Source organism: Intrasporangium chromatireducens Q5-1, assembly GCF_000576575.1.
In the GTDB taxonomy this organism is placed as follows: Bacteria; Actinomycetota; Actinomycetes; order Actinomycetales; family Dermatophilaceae; genus Intrasporangium_A; species Intrasporangium_A chromatireducens.
In genome coordinates this window covers 1-16938 of record NZ_AWQS01000012.1, presented here as the reverse complement: position 1 = coordinate 16938, position 16938 = coordinate 1, and the positions used below count along the sequence as shown (strand labels likewise).

Below are 16938 nucleotides of genomic sequence, written 5' to 3'. Positions count from 1 at the left end.
GACGTCACGCGGCGGTGGCGCACCGCCGTCGCTAGGGTCGAGGCAGCCACCGCCCCCGCAGCTGAGGAGCCGCCATGCACGCCGCCCGGATCACGAGTCTCGACGGACCGTCGGCTGTCGCCGTCGGGGACGTCCCGGAGCCGGTGCGCGGCGAGGGCGAGGTCCTCGTCGAGGTCCACGAGGCGGGGGTGTCGTTCCCGGACGTACTGCTGAGCAAGGGCCTCTACCAGATGAAGCCGGACCTGCCCTTCGTCCCCGGCGCCGAGTGTGCGGGCATTGTCCGGGAGGCGCCGGAGGGCAGCGAGTTCGCGACGGGTGACCGCGTCGCCGCTTTCCCGATCTTCGGCGCTTTCGCCGAGACCGTCTCCGTGCCGAGCGAGTTCGTCTTCCCGATCCCCGACTCGGTGTCCTTCCGGGCCGCCGCCGCGGTGCCGATGAACTACCTCACCGTCCACTTCGCGCTGACCCGCCGCGGGCGGCTCGAGGCCGGCGAGACGGTGCTCGTCCACGGGGCGGCGGGCGGCATCGGCACGGCCGCGATCCAGTACGCCAGGGCCCTCGGCGCGCGCGTCATCGCCGTCGCGTCGACCGACGACAAGTGCGCGGTGGCGCGGGCCGCCGGCGCCGACGAGGCGGTGCTCGCCGACGGCTTCCTGGGCCGCGTCAAGGAGCTGACCGGGGGGCGCGGCGTCGACGTCGTCGTCGACCCGGTCGGGGGCGACCGGTTCACCGACAGCCTCCGCAGCCTCGCCGTCGAGGGCCGGCTCCTCGTCATCGGCTTCACCGCCGGGGAGATCCCCACCGTCAAGGTCAACCGGCTCCTCCTCGGCAACACGAGCGTCGTGGGCGTCGCCTGGGGCGCGTTCTGGAACCGCGAGCCCGGCTACGTGCGGCGGCAGTGGGACGAACTGCTGCCGCTCCTCGCGGACGGCCGGCTCGACCCCCCGCTCGGCTCGGCCTACCCGCTCGCCGACGTGGCAGCGGCGCTGCGGGAGCTCGACGACCGCCGCGCGACCGGGAAGGTCACGCTGACCGTCCGCTGAGCTGAGCGGCATACCCCTTCTGGCCGTATGCCGCTCACTGGCCCTCGCGACGCACCTGTGGACGAGCGTGTGGTGCTGTCGGTGAGTCCGCCTACGCTCACTCCATGACCTGGAACGTCGGGCGCGCGGCGACCTGGGTGGCCGATCTGTCCGACGCCGAGATCAGCCAGCAGGTCGGCTCCCGCACGTTCGCGCGGGGGGAGGCGTATGCCGCGCAGCAGCGGATCCGCTCGCTCGCGACCCGTCCCGAGGGCACGATGATCCTCGGCACCATCGAGGGCAGCGGGGCGCAGACCTACCAGACGATCATCGACAGCAAGACTGTCGGGCGGCGCACCACGTGGTTCGGCCACTGCAGCTGCCCGGTCGGGTTCGACTGCAAGCACGCGGTGGCCCTGCTCATCACGGCGCGGGACGTGGCGCGCGGCATCGTCGTGGACGCCGGGCCGGTGGCGCCCGCCGACGGCCTGTCCGGGGCGCACTGGTCCGAGGTGTTCGGGCACCTGCGTCCGGCCGAGCCGCGGAGGCGCGAGCCGGTCGCCCGGCCCGAGCCGCAGGGCGACCTCATGCCGGCGGGCCTGTTCGTCGACCTCGCCTACCGTGGGCGCTCGCAGTGGCGCGACCTGCCCGAGGCCGCCTACGGCCTGCGGCCTAGCCGGTGGACCCGCACACGGCGCTGGCACCAGAGCCTGACCTGGCATGACGCCCTGCCGCGGTGGGCGGGCGGCACGCGCTACCTCCCCGAGCACGAGCGGATCATGGCCCGGCTGCACGAGGTGCTGCGCTCGGGCTCCGGCGGCGCCGGGTATGTCACGGCGGCCGCGCCGCTGCTGCTCGGGGCGAGTGCCGAGGTGTGGCCGCTGCTCGTCGAGGCGCGTGACGCCGGCATCGAGCTCCTCGCGGGTGAGGGGGTGACCGGGCCAGTGTCGCTCGTCGAGGAGCCGCTCCGGCCGGTCCTCGACGTGACCCGCGAGGACGAGACGGGCGACCTCGTCGTGCGGGTCAGCGTCGATGACCTGCCGGGGCTCGGTGAGGCCGACCGGATCTTCATCGGGGAGCCCGTGCACGGCGTCGTCCTCGACGGCGTCGACGGGCTCGTGCTGCGTCCGGTCGAGGCCTCGCTCGGCCTCGCGCCGGATGCGCTCGAGCAGGCCCTGCTCGGCATCCGGGTGCCCGCCGAGGAGCGGTCCCGGTTCCTCACGACCGCGATACCGGGGCTGCGCGACCGGGTGCGGGTCCGCTCCACCGTGCCGCTGCCCGTCGAGGCGGCCGAGGTGGCGCCGGCGGCCGTGACCGTCCACGTGCAGGTGCGCGCCGACGTGCCGGGCGAGGTGCGGATCGAGCTCGGCATGGCCTACGACGGCCGGCGTCGCGCCTTCGCCACGGCCCGGTTCTCCGGGGCCGGCGAGCGCGACCGCGAGGCGGAGCAGGCGGCCCTCGCGGCGGCCAGCTCGGTGCACGCGGTCCCGGGTGCCGTGCGATGGGGCGATGACGGCGTGCCCCTCCTCCGGCCCTCCGTCGAGCTGCGGGGCCTGGCGGCCGCGACCTTCGGGGACGAGCTGCTGCCCGGCCTCGAGGCGGACGAGCACGTGACGCTCGTCGTCGAGGGTGAGCTCGCGGCCTACGACGAGGCGGTCGAGCCGCCCGTCATCCACCTGTCCACCGAGGACACCGGTGACCGCGACTGGTTCGACCTGCAGGTCTCGATCGAGGTCGCCGGCGAGTCGGTGCCCGTGCGCGACATCTTCGCGGGCATCGCCGAGGGCCACGAGATCATGCTGCTCGAGTCGGGCACCTGGTTCCGCCTCGACCAGCCCGAGCTGCTTGGGCTGCGCGACCTCATCGCCGAGGCGCAGGAGATGTCCGACCCGGGCAGCGACGAGCTGCGGCTCAGCCGGCACCACGCTGACTACTGGGAGGAGCTCGTCCAGCTCGGCGTCGTCGACGAGCAGAGCGCCCGCTGGACGGCGAGCGTCGACGCCCTGCGGGCCATCGCCGACTCCGAGCCGCCGGCCCTGCCCGTCGGGCTCAAGGCGACGCTGCGCCCCTACCAGCTCGAGGGCTACCACTGGCTCACGACCCTCTGGGACGCCGGGCTCGGCGGCATCCTCGCCGACGACATGGGCCTCGGCAAGACGATGCAGGTCATCGCCGCGCTCACCCGGGCGCACGAGCGCGGTGAGGTCGCGGCGGGGGAGCACGGACCGGTCCTCGTCGTCGCCCCGACGAGCGTCGTCGGGACGTGGCTCGGCGAGTTCGAGACCTTCGCGCCGGACGTCCCCGTCGTGGCGCTGACCCAGACGAGCGGCAAGCGCGGCACGGCGCTCGCCGACGCGATCGCCGGCGCGGCCGTCGTCGTCACCTCCTACGCCATCCTCCGGCTCGATGCCGAGGCGTTCGAGGAGGTCACGTGGCGCGGGGTCGTGCTCGACGAGGCGCAGTTCGTCAAGAACCGGCAGGCCAAGACCCACGTCGCGGCCCGTCGCCTCGGTGCTCCGTTCACGCTGGCCGTCACCGGCACCCCGCTCGAGAACTCCCTCATGGACCTCTGGTCGCTGCTGTCCCTGACCGCGCCCGGTCTCTACCCGCGGCCCGACGTGTTCACCAAGCTCTACCGTCGCCCGATCGAGTCGGGCGAGCGTCCCGAGCTGCTCGACCGGCTCCGGCGCCGCATCCGCCCGCTCATGCTGCGCCGCACCAAGGAGCAGGTCGCTCTCGACCTGCCGCCCAAGCAGGTGCAGGTCGTGCCGGTCGAGCTCGCTCCGGTCCACCGGCACGTCTACGACCGGCACCTCGCCCGGGAGCGGCAGCGCGTCCTCGGGCTGCTCGCCGACCCCGAGGCCAACCGCGTCGCCATCCTCGCCGCGCTGACCCGGCTGCGGCAGCTCGCCCTCGACCCCGCGCTCGTCGAGCCGGAGCACGACGGGCGCGCGATGGCGGCCAAGCTCGAGCTGCTCGTCGAGCGGCTGCGTGAGCTCGACCAGGAGGGCCACCGGGCGCTCGTCTTCTCGCAGTTCACCGGCTTCCTGCGTCGGGCCGAGGCGGCGCTCGCGGCGGCCGGGCTGCGCACCTGCTATCTCGACGGCACGACGCCGAACCGCCAGCAGGTGATCCGCGGCTTCCGCGACGGCCGGTCGGCGGCCTTCCTCATCAGCCTCAAGGCGGGCGGGTTCGGGCTGACCCTGACCGAGGCCGACTACGTCTTCGTCCTCGACCCCTGGTGGAACCCGGCCGCCGAGGCGCAGGCGATCGACCGTGCCCACCGGATCGGCCAGAGCAGGCCGGTCACCGTCTATCGCCTCGTCTCCGCCGACACCATCGAGGAGAAGGTCGTCGCACTCCAGGAGCGCAAGCGCGACCTGTTCCAGCGGGTCGTCGACGAGGGGGGCGCGCTCGCCGGCGCGATCAGTCCCGACGACATCAAGGCGCTGCTCGACCTGGGCTGACGGGCCGCCGCCGCGGCCCGCGCGACCGCCCTCCGCCGGGAGCGGTGGATGGAGGGCGCCGTGCTGGGTAGGGCTCCTGTCGGGTCCCGACATGCACGGCATAGAGTGGTCGGAACCGACTTGTCTGCACGAAAGGAACGACACGTGGTCTACACCCTGCCCGATCTTCCCTACGACTACGCAGCCCTCGAGCCGCACATCAGCGCGCGGATCATGGAGCTGCACCACGACAAGCACCACAAGGCCTACGTCGACGGCGCGAACGCTGCCGTCGCCAAGCTCGAGGAGCTGCGCGAGTCCGGAGACTTCGCCGCCCTCAACGGCGTCGAGAAGAACCTCGCCTTCCACCTCGGCGGGCACATCAACCACTCCGTCTTCTGGCAGAACATGAGCCCGGACGGCGGCGGCCAGCCCGAGGGTGAGGTCAAGGCCGCGATCGACGAGTTCTTCGGCGGCTTCGAGAAGTTCCAGTCGCAGTTCAACGCCAACGCCAACGCGATCCAGGGCTCCGGCTGGTCCATCCTCGCCTGGGACACCCTCGGCCAGCGGCTCAACATCCTGCAGCTGTTCGACCAGCAGGGGAACGTGCCCGTCGGGCAGGTCCCGGTCCTTCAGCTCGACATGTGGGAGCACGCCTTCTACCTGCAGTACGAGAACGTCAAGGCCGACTACGTCAAGGCCTGGTGGAACGTCGTCAACTGGCAGGACGTCGCCGCTCGCCTCGAGCGCGCACGCAGCACGGCCGGGCTCATCGTCCCGGCCTGAGCCACGTCGAACACCGCCGGAGGGCGCGCATCCGATCGTCGGATGGGCGCCCTCCGTTGCAGGTGGGCCGGGATGACCGGTGACCGTCAGCGGGCGGCAACAGGCTCGACTCGAGTGGCTCGTGCCGTGTGCCGACTGGAGTCCACGGCCTCCCAGCGGAAGCGGAGCGCGACGACGACTGCACCGACGGCCGTCCAGGCAAGGAGCGCCCCCAGGTGTCCCCAGGCCAGCCCTGACCCGACGAGATCGGGAGCCACCGCCTGCGTCAGTGCGCTGGACGCGTGCCTGAGCGGGAAGATCCAGGAGAGCAGGTCCAGGGCGGACGGCAGCGTCGCACCGACGACGAAGATGTCCGAGATGAAGGCGAGCGGGAGCAACGTCCCGAGCGTGACCCCGATGACCGCCTGGGCCGACCTGACGAAGGTCGTGACCGCGATGCCGAGCACCGCGAAGCACACCGTTGCCACGACGAGCGTGACGACCGCGGCCGCCAGACCACGAGGCAGCGCAGGACGATAGAGCGCCGCAGCCACGGCGACGACCATCAGGGCGGTGATGAGGACGATGACCAGGGCGCCGACGATCCGACCGACGATGAGGGCCGACTCGGGCAGCGGTGTCGCACGCACCCGCTTGAGCACGCCCCGCTCCCGGTCCTCAGCCAGCGTTTGCGGCATGTTGCCGTATGCCGTCACGGCGGCACCGTAGACCGCCATCGTGGCGGCGTAGAACGTGCCGAGTGGCTGGCCGTTGGCGAGCAGCTGGTCGCCGCCCCCGTTGACGGACGGGATGACCGCGACGAGGACGACGGGGAAGGCGATGGCGAAGAAGACGGCTGACCAGTCGCGCCAGAGCGACGTCTGCGTGTGGCGGACCTCGCTCAGCACGAGCGCCAGCCACGCGGGCGCCCCCGTCCGCCGCGGAACCGCGTCACCGGCGGTGGCGTGTGCCCTCGTCGAGGACTGGCGCGCTGCGGCACCTTCGCGCTGGCGGCGAACCAGCACGACCGAGGCGACCGCGCCGACCACACCCCACGCCACGATGACCGCAAGATGGTCGAGCTGGAACCCGCTGCCCGTGAGATAGGGATTGAGGGCGTCACGGAGCAGGCTCGCAATGTGCTTGAGCGGGAAGAGCCAGCCGAAGCCCGCCAGCCAACCCGGCATCGCGCCGCCGACCATGAACACGTCGGAGATGAAGGAGAGTGGGACGACGACGCCGTTGGTGACGGCCACCGTGGTCTGGACGTTCGGCAGCAGCATGGCGAGGGCGAGCCCGAGGGCGCTGAAGGCCAGCGAGCTGACGACCAGGGTCACCAGGACCGCGGCAATCGACCGGCTCGGAATGACGAGGCCGTAAAAGGCAACGCCAGACCCGAGGATGAGCACGGTCGAGACGAGCCCGAGCACCAGGGACGCCCCGAGACGCCCTCCGACGAGCACCCAGCCGGGGACCGGGGAGCCGGCCTGCCGCTTGAGGACGCCGGTTGACCGGGCCTCCGCGAAGGCGATCGCGAGGAACGAGAACGTCGCCATGGCGATCCCGAACGTCGCACTCCCAGGGGCGAAGAACTGAACGAGGCGCAGCCCCTGCGCCTCGTCGAGGACCTCGTTGCCGACGAGGGCCGAGAGGAGCACGAAGAACCCGACCGGGAGCCCCAGGCAGAGCACCAGGGTGATCGGTGTCCGGGAGATCGCGACGAGCTCATGACGAATCTGTCGCAGCAGCACGGTCATCGCACGACCTCCGGCTTCCGGCTCGTCCCCGTCGCTGCCGCGGTGCTGGCTTCGTCGGCAGCCGCATCGGTGTGGTCGACGTGGTCCGCTTCGCCGACCAGGTCGAGATACACGTCCTCCAGGCTCGGCCGGGCCAGAGTGAGGCCATCGAGCTCGTACCCGTTCTCGACGGCCCAGGTCGCGAGCACGGCGACGTCCGCCGTCGGCGTGGCGCTGCGCACCTCGACGACGCTCCCCGCCAGCCGCCGCTCACGACCGATCGCCGGCAGGGCGTCCTCAGCCAGCCCTTCGGGGATACGGAACGAGATGACGGTCGCCACCCCCGCCACGGCACCCAGCTCGTCCGGCGTGCCCTGCGCGAGGACTCGTCCGTGGTCGATGATGACGACCCGGTCGGCCAGGTGCTCGGCCTCGTCGAGGTAGTGCGTGGTCAGCAGGATCGTCGCCCCGAGGTCACGCAGCGAGCCGACGAGCTCCCACGCGCGGCGCCGAGCCGAAGGGTCGAAGCCGGTCGTCGGCTCGTCGAGGAAGAGCAGCTCGGGGTCGCCGATGATGCCCAGGGCCAGGTCGAGCCGGCGCCGCTGGCCGCCGGACAGGGTGCTGACACGGGCATCGGCCTTCTCCTCGAGCCCCGTCAGCGCGATCACCTCGGCGACCGGCCGCGGGTGCGGATACCAGCCTGCTTGGAGGCGGAGCAGCTCGCGTGGGGTGAAGTTCTCCTCGAAACCGGCCTCCTGGAGGACCACGCCGATGCGCGCCCGGAACTCTCCGCCACCCGTCTCCGGATCGTGGCCGAGCACCGAGACCGTGCCGGCATCCCGGCGCCGGTACCCCTCCAGGATCTCCACGGTCGTCGTCTTGCCCGCCCCGTTGGGGCCGAGCAGCGCAACGACCTCGCCCCTCTCGATGACGAGGTCGAGACCGTCGACCGCAGCCACCCCTCCGTAGACCTTCCGTAGTCCCGTGACCTCGATCGCTGCCATGTCGCTCGCCCCTGTCGGGTGGTGGGCCGCCGCCGGACGCGACAGCGCCTCACGTCAAGTCAACGGAAGCCCCTGCGGCAGGGGCGGGACCTTTGGCCCGGCAGCAGGAGTGAGGCTCGTCTCCTTGCGCGGGAGGGGCACCGGGACGATCAGTGCGCACCGATCGGTCGCGGACGCGTCAGCCGGTCGAGAACGGCGAGGAGCAGCGCCTCGCGCAGCTCGGCCGGCAGTGCGTCGAGGAGGGCGTTGAGCGGCGCCATCCGCTCCGGCAGGGCGAGGCTCCCGCCCGAGCCGGTCATCCCCGCGACGGCGAGCAGCCCTGCGACGGTGGCGTCGTCGAGGTGGGCCGGGTCGACGGAGCTCGCGGCGGCGACGAGATCCTCCGACGGTGCGACCGGGCCGGACAGGGCCGCCGCGTCGGTCGCGGCCTGCAGGTCGGCGACGAGGGCCGGCACGGAGGGCGCTGTCGCGGCGCTGATGCTGAGGTGCAAGGTGGCCGGGAGGTCGCCATACGCGAGCTGGGGCTGGGCATACCACCCACGCGCCAGCAGCTCGTCGGCGATGGTGAACACGTCGCACGTCTCGTCCGTCGTGATCGCGAGCAGCGTCGCGTCGGGTCGAGCCGCGAGCGCCAGTGCCGGTATGTCGCTGACCGCGGCCGCGACCGCGATGGTGGCCTGCCGCGCCCGGCGGGCGAGTGCCCGGTAGCCGTCCATCCCGATGTGCCGCACGACCGCCCAGGCCGCCGCGAGCGGCCCTCCCGACTTCGTCGACTGCATCGTCGTGTTGAGCATCGTGTAGCCGGGCCACCCGGCCGACGCGAAGAAATGGCTGCGCCGCAGGTCGGCGGAACGGTGCAGCAGCAGCGAGATGCCCTTCGGGGTGTAGCCGTACTTGTGCAGGTCGACCGAGATGCTCGTGACACCGTCGACTGCGAAGGTCCACGGCTCCTGGTCCGGCTCGTCCTCCCGCAGGAAGGGCAGCACCCACCCGCCGATGCACGCGTCGACATGGCAGCGGACTCCGGCGTCCCGGGCGGCGGCCGCAATGGCCGTGACCGGGTCGATGACGCCGTGGGCATAGGAGGGTGCCGAGGCGACGACGAGCACCGTCGAGTCGTCGATCGCGGCGGCCATCGCGACGGGATCGGCACGCTTCGTCTCCGGGTCGACGTCGACGAGGACCGGCTCGACGCGGAAGTAGTGAGCGGCCTTGTGGAACGCAGCGTGGGCCGTCGTCGGCAGGACCATCCGGGGAGCGGCGACGTCCGGCCGGGCGTCGCGGGCCGCGAGGACGGCCAGGAGCACCGACTCCGTGCCGCCCGACGTCGCCACCCCGGCGAAGCCGCTCGGGGCATCGAGGAGCCGGCCCGCGGTCGCGACGAGCTCCTGCTCCATCGTCAGCAGCGACGGGAACGCGGTCGGGTCGAGGCCGTTCGTGGAGCCACAGAGGGCGAGGACCTCCCGGCCGAGCGCGTCCGCCTCCGCCAGCCCGGAGTCGTAGACGTAGGCGAGCGTGCGGCCACCGTGCGTCGGCACGTCGTGGGCCCGCATGGCGGTCAGCCTGGTGAGGATCTCATCGGCGCTCGTCGAGCTCATCGGAGCGGCACCTCTCTGGTGAGGGAGTAGCGGACCAGCGACACGAGCGAGAGCCCGACGAGGGCCGCTGGGACGACGGAGAACCCGACCACGATCGCGGTCAGCGCCGAGTCTCCTTGCACGACAACCGAGCCGGCGCGGGAGGACACATAGCCCCCGAGAGCGAGCACAGCGGCATACAGGGCGGGCCCGAGAGCCAGCCCGAGCGTCTCCCCGGCCGTCCAGATGCCGGTGTAGAGACCGACGCGCGTCTGCGCGTCGGCGCTGCGGCTGGCGACGTCCGGCAGCATCGCGAGCGGGAACAGCTGTGCGCCGGCGTAGCCCACCCCGACGACCGCGACGGCGGCATAGACCACCCCGACCGGCACGCTACGGGCGACGACGACCGAGAGCGCGCCGACCCCGAGCAGGACCGAGGCGAGCAGGTAGCCACGTCGCTTGTCGCGGCGCACGCCGTAGCGCTGCCAGAGCGGCGTGACGACGAGGGCGGGGGCGACGAAGCACACGAAGAGGATCGTCGCGGACAGCTTCGTGCCGATGACCCACGTCGAGAGGTAGTCGACGCCGGCGAGCATCGCGCCCGTCGCGAGCGCCTGCAGGACGAAGGTGGTCAGGAGCAGCCGGAACGGCCGGTCGGTGGCGATGATGCGCACCTGGCTGGCGAAGGCGACCGCCGAGCGGTGCGGCCGGCGGATCGGGGCGTCCCTCGTCCCGTGCCAGGCCGCCCAGGCGCCGAAGGCGATGAGGGCCGCGACGAAGAAGCCGACGGCGCGGTAGCCCCACTCGCGGCCCAGCGCGTCCCGGATCGCGGGGGACGCCCCGCCGCTCACGAGGATGGCGAGCGCGAGCACCGCGACCCGCCATGTCATGAGCCGGGTCCGCTCGTCGTAGTCGTCGGTGAGCTCGGCCGGGAGTGCGACATACGGCACCTGGAAGAACGCGTACGCCGTGGCGCACCCGAGGTAGGCCACGGCGACCCAGGCCGCGCCGAGCCACATCGGTGCGACGGGGCCGAGGAAGAGCAGCGCGAAGGCGGCAGCGAGGAGCAGGCCGGCGCGGATCAGGAACGGGCGGCGGCTGCCGTCCCGGTGCTCGCTGCGGTCCGAGATGCGGCCGGCGACCGGGTTGAGCAGCACGTCCCACGCCTTGGGGGCGAAGACGATGACGCCGGCGAGCCCGGCCGCGACGCCGAGGTGGTCGGTGAGATAGGGCAGCAGGAGCAGGCCGGGGACGGTCCCGAAGGCACCCGTCGCCACCGATCCCAGGCCGTAGCCGCGGCGCACCGAGGCGGGCAGCGGCGTCGGCACCTCACCCATGACCGCACAGTAGTGGGCCACCCGTCGCGCGGTGGCGAAGACGGCGGGGCGCCGCGCCGGGGCGGTGGTTGATAGGCGGGCGGGTTGGCGTCACAGTCAGGACGTGGGGCGCATGCATGAGCACGAGGTGGCCGTCGACGAACGCACGGCTCGCGCCCTGGTGCGAAGCCAGTTCCCCGATCTCGCAGACCTCCCGATCGAGCGCTTCCCCTCGGGCGGCACGGAGAACGCGGTGTTCCGCCTCGGCGACGACCTCGCGCTCCGGCTGCCGCTCCACGAGGACGCGGTGAGCGGCCTCGTCAAGGAGATCCGGTGGCTGCCGAAGCTGCGGCCCCTGATCCACCTCGAGGTGCCCGAGGTGCGCGCGACCGGCGTCGCGACCGAGGACTACCCCTTCCCGTGGGCCGTCGTCCGGTGGCTCGACGGGGCGGACGCGATGTCCGCGACCATCACGTCGCTCGACGAGGCGGCCGACACCCTCGCCCGGTTCTGCACCGACCTCTGGTCCGTCGACCCGGCCGACGTGCCGTCGCCCGAGTCCGAGGGGTTCCACCGCGGGCAGCACCTGTCCTATCGCGACGAGTCGTTCCGCGCGGCGATCCGGCAGTGCACGGACCTGCTCGAGCCAGAGGAGGTGCGGGCTCTCGGCCGCATCTGGGAGGAGGCACTGGCGGCACCTCGTTGGTCCGGGCCGCCGCGCTGGGTGCACACCGACCTCATCCCGCCCAACCTGCTCGTCCGCGACGGCCGGGTCGTCGGCGTGCTCGACTTCGGGGGCGCCGCGACGGGTGACCCGGCGTGGGACCTCACACCGGCCTGGTTCGTGCTCGACTCGGCCGCGCGGGCCCGCTACCGGCGGCTCCTCGAGGACCGCGTCGACGAGGGGGCGTGGGCCCGGGCGAGGGGCGCCGTCGTCTCGCAGTCGGTCATCGCCCTGCCCTACTACCAGCGGACGAACCCGACGATGGTCAGCGTGGCGCGGCGGGGGATCGAGGCGCTCCTCAGCGCCACCGAGTGAACCGGGCGCTCATCAACGCCACCGAGTGAGGATCTCCTCCCGGTCGAACGCGGCCCGGGCCAGGACGAACAGCACCACGTCGATGGCCGCGAGCACCCCGGCCAAGGTCAGCATCCCGGCCGGGTCGAGCGAGATGACCTGGATCTCGGACATGACATAGACCGCGGCGAAGGGCAGCGCCAGCAGCCCGGCCGCCTGCTGCGCCGACCTCGTGTCGGTCGCGCGGACCGACACGAGGACACTGACCAGCACGCTGAGCAGCGCCGACAGGGGGATGGCCAGGCCCAGGATCAACCAGGCGGTCGCGTCGGGCAGGTGCGTCGTGCCGCCCGAGCGGCTGACCTCTCGGTCGGTGATGACGATGAACAGGCCGGCACCGAACCACGTCGCGACGACGGGCGGGACGAACGCGGCGAGCGCCTTGCCGAGGAGGACGTCGAGGTCCGTGACGGGGGTCGCCAGCAGCGGCTCGAGGCTGCGCTCGACCTTCTCGCCGACGAACGAGTAGGCGGCGATCGCGGTGGGCAGTGACGAAGACCCGATGACGAAGAAGAAGAGGAACGAGACCAGCAGCCGGGAGAGGATCTCCGGCGGAATCGTCGTGCCGCTGCGCGTGCCGGCATAGCGCACGACGAGCGAGAGCCCGACCGCCGCGATGACCGGGAAGAGCACGAGCGAGAGGCGCACGCCGCGACGACGCAGGGCGGTCCGCGCGTCCTTGCGGGCGATGGTGAGGATGTCGGTGCCGTTCACGACCGCTCCTCGACGATCTGCAGGTAGACGTCCTCGAGGCTCTCGCCCTGGGACACCGTGGTCACCCGCCCGCCCGCCAGGACGACCGCCGTGACGAGGTCGGCGACCGCCGTCCCGACGGGGAGGGTGGCCGTGATCGACCGGTCCCCGCTGACGAGGGCGGCGCCGTGGGGCAGGTGCCCGCGTCCGTTGCCGGTGGCCCCGCTGCAGAGCCTCTGCGCCGCCTCGAGCACCGGATCGGTGACCTGCTCGAGCCCGATCGTGACCCGTCCCCCGGTCATCGAGGCCCGCAGGTCCGTGGGGGCGCCGACGCGCAGCAGTCGGGTGCGCAGGATGCCGACCCGGTCGCAGATCCGCTCGGCCTCCTCGAGGCGGTGCGTGTTGATGACGACGGTGTGGCCGCGGGTGCGCAGGTCGACGAGGAACTCGCGCACCGTGCGGGCCACCTCGGGGTCCAGATTCGCCGTCGGCTCGTCGAGCAGGACGACGGGTGGGTCGTGCACGAGCGCCCGGGCGAGGGCGAGCCGCTGCTTGAGCCCCTTGGACAGGCTGGCCGCTGGTGTGTCCCGGCGGTCCCAGAGATCGAGGCGGTTCAGCAGCTCGTCGATCCGCTCCGCCCGCACCCCCGGGCGCAGGTGCTGCAGCCGGCCGAAGAAGTCGAGTGTCTGGGCGGCGGACAGGTCGCCGTAGAGACCCACCTCCTCCGGCAGCACGCCGACGAGGCCGCGCAGGCGCGGTCCGGCCGACCGGTCCGTCACGTCGACACCGCAGACGGTGGCGCGGCCGCTCGTGACGCCGATCAGCCCGGCGAGCATCCGGATCGTCGTCGTCTTGCCGGCCCCGTTCGGGCCGAGCAGACCGAAGACCTCGCCATCACCGATCTCCACCGTGAGCCCGTCGACCGCGACGGTCTCCCCGAAGCGCCGCGTGAGGCCCTCCACCGAGATCACGCCTCCAGCATGCTCCGCCTCGGCTGTGGATTGGCTAGGTACAGTCCGAGCACCTGCCGAGCAGGGCGGCGTGCGAGGTGTCCAGGGTGAAGCCGAGGTCGTCGAGCAGACGGGCGGCGACGCCCTCGAGAGCCTCCGGCGGCACGTCGAGCACCCGGCCGCACTCGACGCACTGCACGTGGGCGTGCCCCGAGTGGACGTGTCCGTATGCCGCTGTCCCGACCTCCGCCTCGCTCGTCCCCGCCCGCTCCGGCTCGGTCGCGGTCAGATGGTAGACCGTCGCGGTGCCCCCGAGGTGCACGTGCGACAGGACACCGGCGTCCGTCAGCGAGGTGAGGGTCCGGTAGACCGTCGCCCGGTGCACCGTCGGCTCGAGGGCGGCCACGCGGGCGCCGATCTGCTCGGCCGTGAGGTGCTCCTCGGCGCCGTCGGCCGCGTCGACGACCTGCAGGACCGCGCGCCGAGCGGGCGTCACGCGCTCGCCGCGCGTGCGCAGCAGGGCGAGCGCCGCGGTGAGCCTGGGACTGGCAGGGGCAGGGTCCACGGGTCGATGCTGCCACGGCCGGGCGCCGAGACGTCAGCCGCCGAAGTCCTGCGTCCAGTAGTGCCCGTAGGAGCCGCCCGTCGCGTGGCCGACGCCGATGAACCGGTAGCCGCAGTTGAGGATGTTGGCGCGGTGACCAGAGCTCTTCATCCACGCCGACATGACCGAGTCGGCGGTGGTCTGGCCGGCGGCGATGTTCTCGCCCATCAGGCTGCCCGTGAAGCCGGCCGCCCGCATGCGCTGCATGGCTGTGCGCCCGTCGAGGCTGGTGTGCGAGAAGTAGTTGTTGCGCGCCATGTCGGCGCTGTGCGCCTGGGCTGCCCCGGTCAGGGCGCTGTTGACGCTCACCGGACGGCAGCCCGCCTTTGCGCGGGCGGCGTTGACGAGCTGGACGACCCGTGCCGTGGACGACGTGCTCCCGGCGGGGGCCGGCGGGGGCGGACTCGTCGGTGACGGCTGCACGGTTGGTTTGGGCGACGGTTTCGGCGTCGACTTCGCAGTGGGCTTCGTGGTGGGCTTCGAGGTCGGCTTGGGCGCCGGTGTCGGCGTCGCACTCGGGGTCTGCTTGGCCGTGCGGGTCGGGGCGGGCCGGTCGGCCCGCAGCGTCGGCGCGGTGGCGCGCGCTGCGGGGCGCGGCTTCGAGGTCGTCGGTGCCGGCCGTGGCTTCGGGGCGGTTGTCGGTCGGCTGGCGCTCGGAGGGGCCGAAGATGCCCCGGCCACCGTGGCCGGCGGGGCCGTGCTGCTCGACGCGGGTGCCGCTGCCGGAGCCGCGGCAGTGAGCGCGGCCGCGGGGGTGGCTGGGTCGAGCGCTCCGCAGGCCGCCGTGAGCCCGACCGCCGCGGTGGCGAGAAGAGGCAGCACCGCCGTGCGGCGGCGGCCGGAACCGTGCGGCGTCGTGGACGTCCGTCCGGGCATGGGGTCCTCCCCTCGTCGGTCGGCGCCAGAGTAGCGACGAAATGCCGGTTTGTACCCGTGATGCGAAGAACGTCCGGGAGGGGGCGTCGCCGCTCACCCGGCTGAGCGGCATACGGCAGACTGGCCCGCGTGCGTGCACTCACCAAGCTGACGTCGGGACCGGGGCTCGAGCTCGTCGAACGCCCCGAGCCCACCTGCGGGCCGACCGACGTCAAGATCCGCGTCCTTCGCGCCGGCCTCTGCGGCACCGACCTGCACCTGCAGGAATGGGACGCGTGGGCTGCCTCGACGGTCCGCGCGCCGCTCGTCATCGGCCACGAGTTCTATGGGGAGGTCGTGGAGATCGGCGCCGACGTGACGAGCGTCGCCGTCGGCGACCGCGCCTCCGGCGAGGGCCACATCGTGTGCGGGACGTGCCGCAACTGCCGCGCCGGACGACGCCACCTCTGCATCCGGACGCAGGGCATCGGGGTCAACCGGGACGGGGCGTTCGCCGACTACGTCGTGATCCCGGCGAGCAACGTCTGGGTGCAACCGCCCCAGCTCGACCCCGACCTCGGCGCCGTGTTCGACCCGCTCGGCAACGCGACCCACACCGCCCTGCAGTGGCCGATGGTCGGCGAGGACGTCGTCATCACCGGCGCCGGGCCGATCGGCGTCATGGCGGCCGCCATCGCCCGGCACGCCGGGGCGCGCTATGTCGTCGTGTCCGACGCGAGCGACTACCGGCTCGACCTCGCGCGCCACGCCGGCGCCGACCTGACCATCAACGTGACGCGTGAGTCCCTCGCCGACGCCCAGCGCCAGCTCGGCATGAAGGAGGGCTTCGACATCGGGCTCGAGATGTCCGGCGCCGCGCCGGCCGTCACCGACCTCATCGCGAACATGAACCACGGTGGCCGCATCGCGCTGCTCGGGCTGCCCCACCAGGCCTACGAGTTGGACTGGGGCAAGGTCATCACCCACATGATCACGCTCAAGGGCATCTACGGCCGGGAGATGTACGACACGTGGTACGCGATGTCGCAGATGATCGCGACGTCCGAGGTGTTCCGCGACGCCGTCGCCCAGGTGATCACCCACCGCTTCCCGGCGGAGGAGTGGGAGAAGGCGTTCGCGACGGCCCGGTCCGGACAGTGCGGCAAGGTGCTCCTTGACTGGAGCTGAAGGGAATTCGCGTATGCCGCTCACCCCCGACCCGCAGGCACGACCCCGCCCGCTCGTCCTGCTCCACGGCATCGGCCAGTCGCCCATCGCGTGGCAGGAGTTCGTCAGCGCCTTCGGCGTCGGCCGGGCGATGCACGCGCCGTGGATGCGGGGGCTGAAGCCGAGCGACGCGGTCGGGTTCGACCTCGACGCCGCGGCACTCGACGTCGCGAACCAGCTTGAGCTGCAAGGGATGAGGCAGGTGGACCTGCTCGGAGTCTCGGTCGGCGGCAACGTCGCCCTGCGGCTCGCCGTCGAGCGTCCCGAGCTCGTGGGCCGGCTGGTCCTCGCCGGGGCGCTCGTGCGGCCGACGAAGGCGCAGCTACGGATGCAGAAGCTTGCCCTCCGGATCGTCCCGGAGCGCAAGCTCGTCGATGCCGGTGTCTCCCGGCCGCGGATGCTCGCGGTCTTCGACGCCCTGCGGACCCTCGACGAGACGAGCCGCCTGGCGCAGGTCCAGGCGCCCGCCCTCGTCGTGGCCGGTTCCGGGGACCGGCTCGGGCGGGCGTCCGCCGAGGTCCTGGCACGGGGGCTGCCGAACGCCCGGTTCGAGACGATCGCGGGCGGCGGCTCGATGCTCAACGACTCGTCGCCCCAGGAGCTGGCCGCCCTAGCCCACACCTTCCTCGACGCCCCCCTCCCCGTCGAGTGAGCGCGAACTCCGG

The 16938-nt window shown here is 72.7% G+C and carries 15 protein-coding genes; 7 read left to right on the top strand and 8 right to left on the bottom strand.

The features are described 5' to 3' along the window. The first annotated feature begins 74 nt into the window (after positions 1-74). The 3 genes from N864_RS02940 to N864_RS02930 all read left to right on the top strand — a co-directional run bounded on the left by N864_RS02940 (position 75) and on the right by N864_RS02930 (position 5254). Positions 75-1043 carry an NADPH:quinone oxidoreductase family protein gene (locus N864_RS02940; RefSeq protein WP_034713292.1) on the top strand — a complete coding sequence of 323 codons (969 nt, stop codon included), beginning with the start codon at positions 75-77 and terminating at the stop codon, positions 1041-1043. 104 nt (positions 1044-1147) lie between these two features. After that, positions 1148-4489 carry a DEAD/DEAH box helicase gene (locus tag N864_RS02935; RefSeq protein ID WP_051518113.1) on the top strand — a complete coding sequence of 1114 codons (3342 nt, stop codon included), beginning with the start codon at positions 1148-1150 and terminating at the stop codon, positions 4487-4489. Positions 4490-4633: 144 nt separating this feature from the next. Next, positions 4634-5254: a superoxide dismutase gene (locus N864_RS02930; RefSeq protein ID WP_034713289.1), complete on the top strand. Its 621-nt coding sequence runs from the start codon at positions 4634-4636 to the stop codon at positions 5252-5254. 86 nt (positions 5255-5340) lie between these two features. On the opposite strand, the gene N864_RS02925 is transcribed toward N864_RS02930, so the two are convergent. The 4 genes from N864_RS02925 to N864_RS02910 form a co-directional block, all read right to left on the bottom strand. Further along, a complete protein-coding gene (locus tag N864_RS02925; RefSeq protein WP_034713287.1) occupies positions 5341-6990 on the bottom strand; it encodes an ABC transporter permease in 1650 nt (549 codons plus the stop codon). Then, the gene (locus N864_RS02920; protein ID WP_081793317.1) at positions 6987-7973 is read right to left on the bottom strand and encodes an ABC transporter ATP-binding protein; all 987 of its coding nucleotides are present in this window, start codon (positions 7971-7973) and stop codon (positions 6987-6989) included. Before N864_RS02920 ends, N864_RS02925 begins: the two co-directional genes overlap by 4 nt. 149 nt (positions 7974-8122) lie before the next feature. Beyond that, positions 8123-9571: a pyridoxal phosphate-dependent decarboxylase family protein gene (locus N864_RS02915; RefSeq protein WP_034713285.1), complete on the bottom strand. Its 1449-nt coding sequence runs from the start codon at positions 9569-9571 to the stop codon at positions 8123-8125. Continuing rightward, entirely contained in the window at positions 9568-10887 is a 1320-nt protein-coding gene (locus tag N864_RS02910; RefSeq protein ID WP_034713281.1) for an MFS transporter, read from the bottom strand. The genes N864_RS02915 and N864_RS02910 overlap by 4 nt, the downstream gene beginning before the upstream one ends. Positions 10888-10999: 112 nt before the next feature. Between N864_RS02910 and N864_RS02905 the strand changes: the two genes are divergently transcribed. Further along, positions 11000-11905 (top strand): aminoglycoside phosphotransferase family protein, encoded by a 906-nt coding sequence (locus N864_RS02905; protein ID WP_034713280.1) that lies wholly within the window; start codon positions 11000-11002, stop codon positions 11903-11905. A 12-nt stretch (positions 11906-11917) separates the two neighbouring features. Here the strand turns inward: N864_RS02905 and N864_RS02900 are convergent, their stop codons facing one another. The 4 genes from N864_RS02900 to N864_RS25925 are packed head-to-tail and all read right to left on the bottom strand — an operon-like array spanning position 11918 to position 14614. Next, a complete protein-coding gene (locus tag N864_RS02900) occupies positions 11918-12658 on the bottom strand; it encodes an ABC transporter permease (protein WP_051518112.1) in 741 nt (246 codons plus the stop codon). Then, positions 12655-13608, bottom strand: coding sequence for an ABC transporter ATP-binding protein (locus N864_RS02895; RefSeq protein WP_034713277.1), 954 nt, complete (start codon positions 13606-13608; stop codon positions 12655-12657). Before N864_RS02895 ends, N864_RS02900 begins: the two co-directional genes overlap by 4 nt. A 34-nt stretch (positions 13609-13642) precedes the next feature. Continuing rightward, positions 13643-14152 carry a Fur family transcriptional regulator gene (locus tag N864_RS02890; protein ID WP_034713276.1) on the bottom strand — a complete coding sequence of 170 codons (510 nt, stop codon included), beginning with the start codon at positions 14150-14152 and terminating at the stop codon, positions 13643-13645. 33 nt (positions 14153-14185) lie between these two features. Beyond that, a complete protein-coding gene (locus N864_RS25925) occupies positions 14186-14614 on the bottom strand; it encodes a CAP domain-containing protein (RefSeq protein WP_276203089.1) in 429 nt (142 codons plus the stop codon). Between N864_RS25925 and N864_RS25920 the strand changes: the two genes are divergently transcribed. From N864_RS25920 to N864_RS02875, 3 genes are all read left to right on the top strand, one after another. Beyond that, a complete protein-coding gene (locus N864_RS25920; protein ID WP_240474187.1) occupies positions 14556-15101 on the top strand; it encodes a hypothetical protein in 546 nt (181 codons plus the stop codon). The two genes, N864_RS25925 and N864_RS25920, sit on opposite strands and share 59 nt — an antisense overlap. A gap of 95 nt (positions 15102-15196) precedes the next feature. Then, positions 15197-16234, top strand: coding sequence for an L-threonine 3-dehydrogenase (gene tdh, locus N864_RS02880; RefSeq protein ID WP_034713273.1), 1038 nt, complete (start codon positions 15197-15199; stop codon positions 16232-16234). A 13-nt stretch (positions 16235-16247) separates the two neighbouring features. Beyond that, positions 16248-16925: an alpha/beta fold hydrolase gene (locus tag N864_RS02875; RefSeq protein WP_034713269.1), complete on the top strand. Its 678-nt coding sequence runs from the start codon at positions 16248-16250 to the stop codon at positions 16923-16925. Positions 16926-16938: the final 13 nt, after the last annotated feature.